Annotated in this window: 7 protein-coding genes and 1 tRNA gene; all 8 read right to left on the minus strand. The window is 38.0% G+C overall.

Translation table 11 applies throughout. The annotated features are described in order from the left end of the window. Window positions 1-10: 10 nt before the first annotated feature. On the minus strand, window positions 11-1450 hold the full coding sequence (locus PHP90_RS08480; RefSeq protein WP_299928183.1) for a lipopolysaccharide biosynthesis protein: 1440 nt from the start codon (window positions 1448-1450) through the stop codon (window positions 11-13). Further along, window positions 1443-2492 carry an NAD-dependent epimerase gene (locus PHP90_RS08485; RefSeq protein WP_299928186.1) on the minus strand — a complete coding sequence of 350 codons (1050 nt, stop codon included), beginning with the start codon at window positions 2490-2492 and terminating at the stop codon, window positions 1443-1445. The genes PHP90_RS08480 and PHP90_RS08485 overlap by 8 nt, the downstream gene beginning before the upstream one ends. Window positions 2493-2501: 9 nt before the next feature. Then, window positions 2502-3668 carry a nucleotide sugar dehydrogenase gene (locus tag PHP90_RS08490; RefSeq protein ID WP_299928191.1) on the minus strand — a complete coding sequence of 389 codons (1167 nt, stop codon included), beginning with the start codon at window positions 3666-3668 and terminating at the stop codon, window positions 2502-2504. Further along, complete coding sequence (gene wecC / locus PHP90_RS08495; RefSeq protein WP_299928194.1) at window positions 3665-4885, minus strand: UDP-N-acetyl-D-mannosamine dehydrogenase; 1221 nt, start codon at window positions 4883-4885, stop codon at window positions 3665-3667. Before wecC ends, PHP90_RS08490 begins: the two co-directional genes overlap by 4 nt. After that, complete coding sequence (wecB, locus tag PHP90_RS08500) at window positions 4875-6020, minus strand: UDP-N-acetylglucosamine 2-epimerase (non-hydrolyzing) (RefSeq protein WP_299928197.1); 1146 nt, start codon at window positions 6018-6020, stop codon at window positions 4875-4877. Before wecB ends, wecC begins: the two co-directional genes overlap by 11 nt. Further along, window positions 6017-7018 (minus strand): UDP-glucose 4-epimerase GalE, encoded by a 1002-nt coding sequence (gene galE, locus PHP90_RS08505; RefSeq protein WP_299928200.1) that lies wholly within the window; start codon window positions 7016-7018, stop codon window positions 6017-6019. Before galE ends, wecB begins: the two co-directional genes overlap by 4 nt. Then, a complete protein-coding gene (locus PHP90_RS08510) occupies window positions 7018-8130 on the minus strand; it encodes an MraY family glycosyltransferase (RefSeq protein WP_299928203.1) in 1113 nt (370 codons plus the stop codon). Before PHP90_RS08510 ends, galE begins: the two co-directional genes overlap by 1 nt. Window positions 8131-8321: 191 nt before the next feature. Then, window positions 8322-8397: transfer RNA gene (locus PHP90_RS08515), tRNA-Phe, on the minus strand. Window positions 8398-8448 lie beyond the last annotated feature (51 nt).

Genomic DNA, 8448 nt, shown 5'->3' on the forward strand with positions numbered 1-8448 from the left:
AATGCCGTTCTCATCTCTTTTTCCTTTTAAGAAATAGTTCCAATGCGAATTGCATTCCTTGCATTTTTAAAAGTTTATTTATAGCCAAAAAATAAACAATATAAAATAATGACTTGATGGTTAGATCTACGATAGGGTATATCTTTATTGTATATAAAATCGAAATCAACAAAATCCCAATAATTGCTAAGATTGCATGTGACATAAAGGTTAGAAATAATTCACGATAATTTAGCTGAATTTGTTTGGAGGAAAAGTACATGTTTATATTTATATATAGAAATGAAAAAATTGCCATACTGTATAAAAAACCTATAAGACCGAATTGAAATCCAATATAGAACGTGATTAGTATTAAAAAAAATCTCAATAATTTCAATTTTAAAAATAATTTTGAATTACCTTGACTTGTAAGTATATTCACTAATATTGCACTCAATGGATACATATAACCACTTAACAGAAATAATTTAAAATATTCTGATGCGGGAAGCCATTTTTCTGTAAAGATTATGATAATAATTTCATCTGAAGATACATATAGGATACCTAGTAAAATAAAAACTATAAAACATAAAACCGAAAATGCTTTGACAACAATATTTTTTAATCTTTCTCGATCATTTTTTATGCTGCTTAGCACAGGAAATAGCACACTCATCAATGCACTAGAAGAGTATTGGATGACCATTGAGTTGAGTCGTTTTGCTTGGTCATAAAATCCTAGAATCGCGGGGGAAAAGATTTTTCCGATAATTATTATATCTAACTGTGATATTAATCTTTCGATTAATTCAGCTAAAAATATATTTAATCCAAATGACCAGAGCTGCCGAAGAGCTTTAAAAGAAAACATTAGTGCAGGTCGCCAGGTCGAGAATGACCACAGAAAGATACTGTTAAAAAAACTTCGACTTATAGCTTGAGAGACTAAACTCCATACACCATAGCCTGCATAAGCCAATATAATACTGATGATTCCACTTAAAAGAGATGATCCTATATCTGCCTTGGCAATTATTGCATAATTTAGTTCTTTTCGAAATTGGTATATCTGGACACTATTAAAAGAGTTAATTAAAAATATTATTGATAAAACTTGCGTAATAGGGATTAGGGCATTGTTTTCATAAAAGTTGGCTAGTGGCTTTGCCAAAAAAAAAGTGATGACGGTCAAAAGAAGACCAAGAATTAAATTGACATAAAAAACTGAGTTATAATGGACTGGCAAGAGACGTTTTTTCTGAATGAGAGAATCTCCTAGACCAATTTCTGTGAGAAGCATAGAAAAAGTTATAAGAACCATGATAATTGCGATAAGTCCAAAATCGGATGGCTGTAAAAGCCTTGCCAAGATGATCATTACGATCAAACCACTGGCATTTTTGGCTAGTTTGCCGAAATAATTCCATGTTATGGCTTTTAGTGTTCGCTTTTTTAGCTCAGACATAAAATATTTTATACCATTCGATGAATTTAGAAATTCCATTTTCAAGTTTGGTATTAGGATGATAGTCGAAATGATTGATTAAATCATCTATGTTAGCATAGGTACTTTGTACATCACCGTCTTGCATCGGCAGCATAATTTTTTCTGCTTCTTTCCCGAGTGCAGATTCTATCGTTCCGATGAATTCCATTAATGATACAGGTTCATTATTTCCGATATTGTAGAGACGGAAAGGAGCACTTGAGCTGTTTGGATTCGGTTCATATGGGTTCCAATCAGGGTTTGGTTGGGCAGGTTTGTCAATTACATTTATTACGCCACTAACGATGTCATCAATATAGGTAAAATCACGGCTCATATCACCAAAATTAAATACTTTAATCGGACGCCCTTCTACTATTGCACTGGTGAATAACATTGGAGCCATATCAGGTCTTCCCCATGGACCGTAAACGGTAAAAAAGCGTAAACCTGTTGTTTGTATACCGTAAAGATGACTATATGCATGTGCCATCATTTCATTTGACTTTTTAGTCGCAGCATAAAGGCTAACCGGATGATCAGTATGGTTACTCGTTTGGAATGGCTGAGATTTATTTAACCCGTAAACGGAAGAACTAGAAGCATAGCAGAGGTTTTTGATCCCATTATTACGGCATGCTTCAAGGATATTTATGAATCCGACGACATTACTTTGGATATAGGCATCCGGATTTTCAAGTGAATAGCGTACGCCTGCTTGAGCTGCGAGATTACATACTGCATCGATGGATTTGTCAGCAATTAATGCATTTAGGTTTTCTTTATCTTCAAGGGCAAGTTTAACAAAAGTGTATTTAGGATAAGTTGTTGAAATCACCAGTTTGTTATATTCAATAGCATCTGTAGAAATGCCAGTATCGGCAAGTCTGGCATACTTTAGATTAACATCATAATAATCATTGATATTATCTATCCCGATGACCTCATCACCACGTTCTAATAGCTTTTTTGCCAACGCATGTCCGATAAAACCGGCAGTACCCGTAACTAATATTTTCATTTTATACCTTTAGTCATTGCCGAATAAATCTCGTGTATAGACTTTATTTTGCACATCTTCTAAATCATCTGAGTGACGATTGGCGATGATTACGTCCGATATTGCTTTGAACTCATTCAAATCACTAAAAACACGTGAGTGGAAAAATTCACCTTCTTTAAGAGTAGGTTCATAAATCACTACTTCAATTCCTTTAGCTTTGATTCGTTTCATAATTCCTTGAATTGCAGAAGATCGGAAGTTATCGGATCCGGCTTTCATGACCAAACGATAAATTCCTACAATACGGGGATTACGTCGGATAATACTGTCTGCAATAAAATCTTTACGAGTACTGTTGGCATCAACGATAGCTCTTATGATGTTACTCGGTACATCGGCATAATTAGCAAGGAGCTGTTTCGTATCTTTAGGAAGACAGTATCCGCCGTATCCAAATGAAGGGTTATTGTAATGGTTTCCGATACGTGGGTCGAGGCCGATACCGGTAATGATTTGGCGTGCGTTTAATCCATGACTTTCAGCATAGCTGTCTAACTCATTGAAATAGGCTACTCGCATGGCTAGATAGGTGTTGGCAAAGAGTTTAATCGCTTCGGCTTCAGTGCTGTCGGTAAAGAGAATATCAATATTTTCTTTGATTGCTCCTTCTGCTAAAAGAGAGGCAAAAACTTGAGCTCTTTCGCTCTGTTCCCCGACGATAATACGGCTAGGGTAAAGATTATCGTAAAGGGCTTTTCCTTCTCGGAGGAATTCGGGAGAGAAAATGATGTTGTCCGTCTTAAACTGCTCACGGAGTTTTTTGGTATAACCTACCGGGATAGTCGATTTGATCACCATCACTGCATCTGGATTTATTGTAAGGACATCTGTAATGACATATTCAATAGAACGGGTATTAAAATAGTTGGTCTCAGGATCGTAATCGGTCGGGGTCGCGATAATGACGAAATCAGCATTTTTATAGGCTTCTTCTTTATCCAGTGTCGCTTTAAAATTTAGATCATCTCTTTGAAGATACTCTTCTATTTCTTTATCTTCGATAGGTGACTTTTTAGCATTGATCATTGCCACTTTTTCAGGAATGATATCGAGGGCAACCACTTCGTTGTTTTGTGATAATAAAATCCCGTTTGAAAGTCCAACGTATCCAGTCCCAGCAATAGCTATTTTCATGATTTTAAAACCCCGCATGCATCTAAAATTTCTTTATTAACGCAATCAAGATGTTTAAACTCTTTGTGACTCACGAGGAAAACAATAATATTTGCTTGTTCTATCGCTTTTTCATAATTTATGATATCAAATTCTTTAAAATTGTCAATATTTGGTTCAACAGCTAAGATGCTCATCCCTTCTGATATGAGACGGCGTGTGATGAAAAGTGCAGGAGATTCACGTAGATCATCAATATCCGGTTTAAAGGCTAGCCCCATGCATGCTATTTTAGGTTTTGTACCATGTGTATTTTCAAAAGTAATAGCAAGATTTTTAACTTTTTCAATGACCCATTCACTTTTATAATCGTTTACACGACGTGCAGTCTCAATCAAACGGGCTGATCCGCCAGCCGCATCAACGATAAACCATGGATCTACGGCAATACAATGTCCGCCGACTCCGGCACCAGGTCGAAGGATATTAACACGCGGATGTCGGTTAGCAAGTTCTATGAGATTCCATACATCAATACCGAATTTATCACATAGGATAGAAAGTTCATTGGCAAAAGCAATGTTAACATCACGGAAGCTGTTTTCAGTCAGTTTAGCCATTTCAGCAGTTTTTGCATCGGTTTCAAGCACCGCTCCAGAGACAAAAGTTCGGTAGAAATCAGCTGTTGCTTTGGTTGCTTCTGCAGTCGTTCCGCCTACGATACGGTCATTCTCAACTAATTCACGCATAATATGACCTGGAAGCACTCGTTCAGGGCAGTGTGCGATATGAACAAAAGAAGTGTCTACTCCACTTTCGGCAAGCACTTCAGCCACTTTATCGGTTGTTCCGACCGGTGAAGTTGATTCGAGAATAACGATGTTGCCGGGGCGCACATATGGTGCGATTGATCGTGTAGCCGCAATCACATAATCAATGTTAGGTGCCGGACAAGCGTGGAAGTCATCGTTATGATGAAACGGTGTAGGTACGGCAAGAATAAAGCAGTCAGCTTCGATTGGTTTGAGATCGGCTTTAAGGTTGCCAGAGTTTACTGCAGAGCGGACGAATGTATCGAGTTCTGGTTCAACAATATGAATTTTTCCTTGATTGATCGTATCAACAGTACTTTGAACGACATCTACACCGTGAACAAAATAATTTCGGTTGGCTAGAAGAGCAGCAGTAGGCAATCCGATATAGCCTAGTCCTATGACACAAACAGTTTTAATTTTCATGGGTTTCCTTAGATAAAAATTTGACGACTCGCTCACATGCTTTGCCATCACCATATGGATTATGGGCTTTGGCCATCGCTAAATAAGCTTCGGTAGAATCGAGAAGCAATTGCGCTTCTGAAATGATTCTTTGTGTATTGGTTCCGACAAGTTTGACGGTTCCGGCTTCAAGTGCTTCAGGGCGTTCAGTTGTATCGCGCATCACTAATACGGGTTTTCCAAGACTCGGTGCCTCTTCCTGTACTCCTCCGCTGTCGGTAATAATGAAATACGATTGGTTCATGAGATAAAGAAATGTTTCGTATTGTAACGGCTCAATTAAGAAAACATTTGTAATAGCAGAGAGGATTTCATGAACCGGTTTTTGGACATTTGGGTTTAGATGGACTGGATAAACAATATCAATATCCGGATTGTTTTCAGCCAATATTTTAAGTGCTCCGCAAATATTAATAAACCCTTGTCCGTGATTCTCTCTACGATGACCTGTAACTAAAATTATTTTTCGATCAGGATTGAAAGGATAGAGAGAAGTCAGCTTCGTGGTAATTTCTTGCTCGAGTATTGGGCTATTTTTGATTTTGTCAAGTGCTAAAAACAGTGCATCGATAACGGTATTTCCGGTAACGGCTATACGGGAAGGGGCAACATTTTCCCGTAAAAGGTTAGCTTCACTTGTCGGTGTCGGAGCAAAATGATACGCTGTGATTTGGGTAGTTAGCTGACGGTTGGCTTCTTCAGGCCATGGGCTGTAAATATCCCCTGTTCGAAGACCTGCTTCAATATGGGCTATTTTGATCTGCTGATAGAAAGCAGCCAGTGAAGCGGCAAAAGTGGTAGTAGTATCTCCATGTACAAATACAACATCGGGCTTGAAAGTATTTAAAACACCTTTCATTCCTAATAAAACGTTTGCGGTAATATCATATAAATCTTGCCCGGCTTTCATGATATTCAGATCAAAATCAGGAATAATTTCAAAGAGTGAAAGAACTTGATCGAGCATTTCACGATGCTGTGCCGTCACACAAACTTTGGTGTCAAAAAGCTCGTTGTATTTTTGGAACTCTTTGACTAGCGGAGCCATTTTGATCGCTTCGGGACGAGTTCCGAATACGATGAGGATTTTTTTCATTCATAACCTTTCGGATTTTTGGATTGGAAATTCCATGAATCACGACACATAGTTTCTAGGCTTCGTTCAGCATGCCATCCAATGATATTCATGGCTAACGAGGGATCGGCATAGCATGCTGCGATATCTCCTTCGCGGCGAGGTGCAATAATATAAGGAATATTTTGACCGCTGGCTTTTGTAAAGGCATGTACGACATCTAAAACGCTGTATCCTATCCCTGTTCCAAGGTTGACTGCCGTGCATTGTGGTGCAGTTAGTGCTTGCAGCGCTTTTACATGTCCTTCTGCTAAATCGACAACATGGATATAATCTCTAACACCTGTACCATCATGTGTAGGATAGTCACCTCCAAAGATATTTAGATGCTCACGTCGACCAATTGCAACTTGAGTTACAAAAGGCATGAGATTATTCGGAATCCCTTGAGGGTCTTCTCCTATAAGACCGCTTTCATGTGCTCCTACAGGATTAAAATATCGTAAAATCATCATATGCCATGTAGGGTCAGAACGGTATAGATCACGTAGGATTTCTTCAATGACAAGTTTGGTTTGGCCGTAAGGATTGGTCGTATGAAGAGGGTGATCTTCGGTTAGCGGAAGACGCTCAGGATCACCGTAAACCGTTGCGGAGGAACTAAAAACAATCGTTTTAATACTGTTAGCACGCATTGCACGTAAAAGTGACAGTGTCCCTTGTACGTTGTTATCATAATATTCAAGCGGTTTAGCAACGGATTCACCAACGGCTTTAAGTCCGGCAAAGTGGATAACACCATTGCACCCTTTCATTGCGGCAATCATTGTTACTTCATCACGAATGTCCCCGATAATCAATTGAACATTTTTCCCTGTGATTGTTTCGACACGTCGAAGTGCTTCAGACGAGCTGTTTGAGAGGTTATCATAAACAACAACGTCATAACCGGCATTTAAGAGTTCTATACAGGTATGGGAACCGATATAACCGGCTCCACCCGTTACAAAAATTTTCATTACGTCTCCGAGGGTGTGAGGATGGTAGGGGTTGAAGAATTATCGAAAGTATGTTGTTCCGCACGAGCTGATCGCTCTTTCGAAAGTATACGTAAATGATGTTGTTTATGCCTACCTTTTTTCCTCCGTCGTAGACGCTGATCAAAAAGGTTCAAGAAGGTAAAAAATAAAAGAGCAAATAGGATTAGTGATAGGAAATCATCCTCTTCCCGGAGCTGAAATCCAATGATAGAAAAGATAAGTTGTATTGCAACTAGAAGGAGTACTGTAAATCTCACATCCCCTTTCATATTAAATAAAAAATGGTGCATATGATTTTTGTCTGCTTTAAAGGGCGATTGACCTCTTTGAATACGACGTGTCATAACAATAAATGTATCTAACAATGGAATAGCAATAACAAATAATACAGCGGTCGGCGTAATGTATTGAATGGATTGAATACTCAAAATTGAGATGACAAACCCCAATGTCAAAGAGCCGCTGTCTCCCATGAAAATTTTAGCCGGATTCCAGTTAAAGAGTAAAAATGCAATAACAGCAACTGTAAACGTTGTTGAAAGAGTGATGATAAGGGTATCATGATAGGTAATCCCAATAGCAAAAAAGGTGATAAGCATTACTAAAGATACAGTTCCGGCAAGCCCGTCCAATCCATCTATCAAATTGAGGGCATTGGTAAATCCTGCGATAGCAAAAAATGTAAACGGGAAAATTAAAAACCAGGGGAGCATAACTTCGTAACCAAAATAGGTTCCTAAATTATCGACGTGAACACCACCTTGATAGATAAATATTGTGGCAAAAAAGATGACGACGAATTTAAATCGTGGCGAGACATCATTCCGATCATCAACAAGTCCAACTAAAAAGACAAATAAAATGGCGATATGAATAAAAAAATGAGATAAAACAAACTCCATGTTAAAGATAAACTGTGAGAGTGCAACCGAAAGAAATATAGCTACACCCGCTGCACGGGGAATGACTTTTTTATGCATGCTTCGTTCATTAGGTGTATCAACCAGCCCTAAAAGGTGAGCATAACGGATTAATGCAAGATGCAAGACAATAGCGACTACGAAAATTGAAGGTAAAAGTATAATTTGCATAAAATAATTATATTCAATTATTTCTTAATAAATAGACTAATTTTCTTTTAATTGAAACAGTTTTTAAATATTATTACAGCCTGATTACAAGGGATAGTGTAGAAATTTTAGGCATTAAAAAGCAGTATGAATATCCAAGTGTAGGATTGTTGTCATTTTTTAGAAGTTTCTAGGAAAGTTTTTAAAAGAGGTGGTGGCCAATCTCGGAATCGAACCAAGGACACGCAGATTTTCAATCTACTGCTCTACCGACTGAGCTAATTGGCCACTTTTGTGAGGCCGAAATTATAGCTAGGTAAGCTTAAAAACAAGCTTAAG

The organism is Sulfuricurvum sp., from assembly GCF_028712165.1.
Classification (GTDB): domain Bacteria; phylum Campylobacterota; class Campylobacteria; order Campylobacterales; family Sulfurimonadaceae; genus Sulfuricurvum.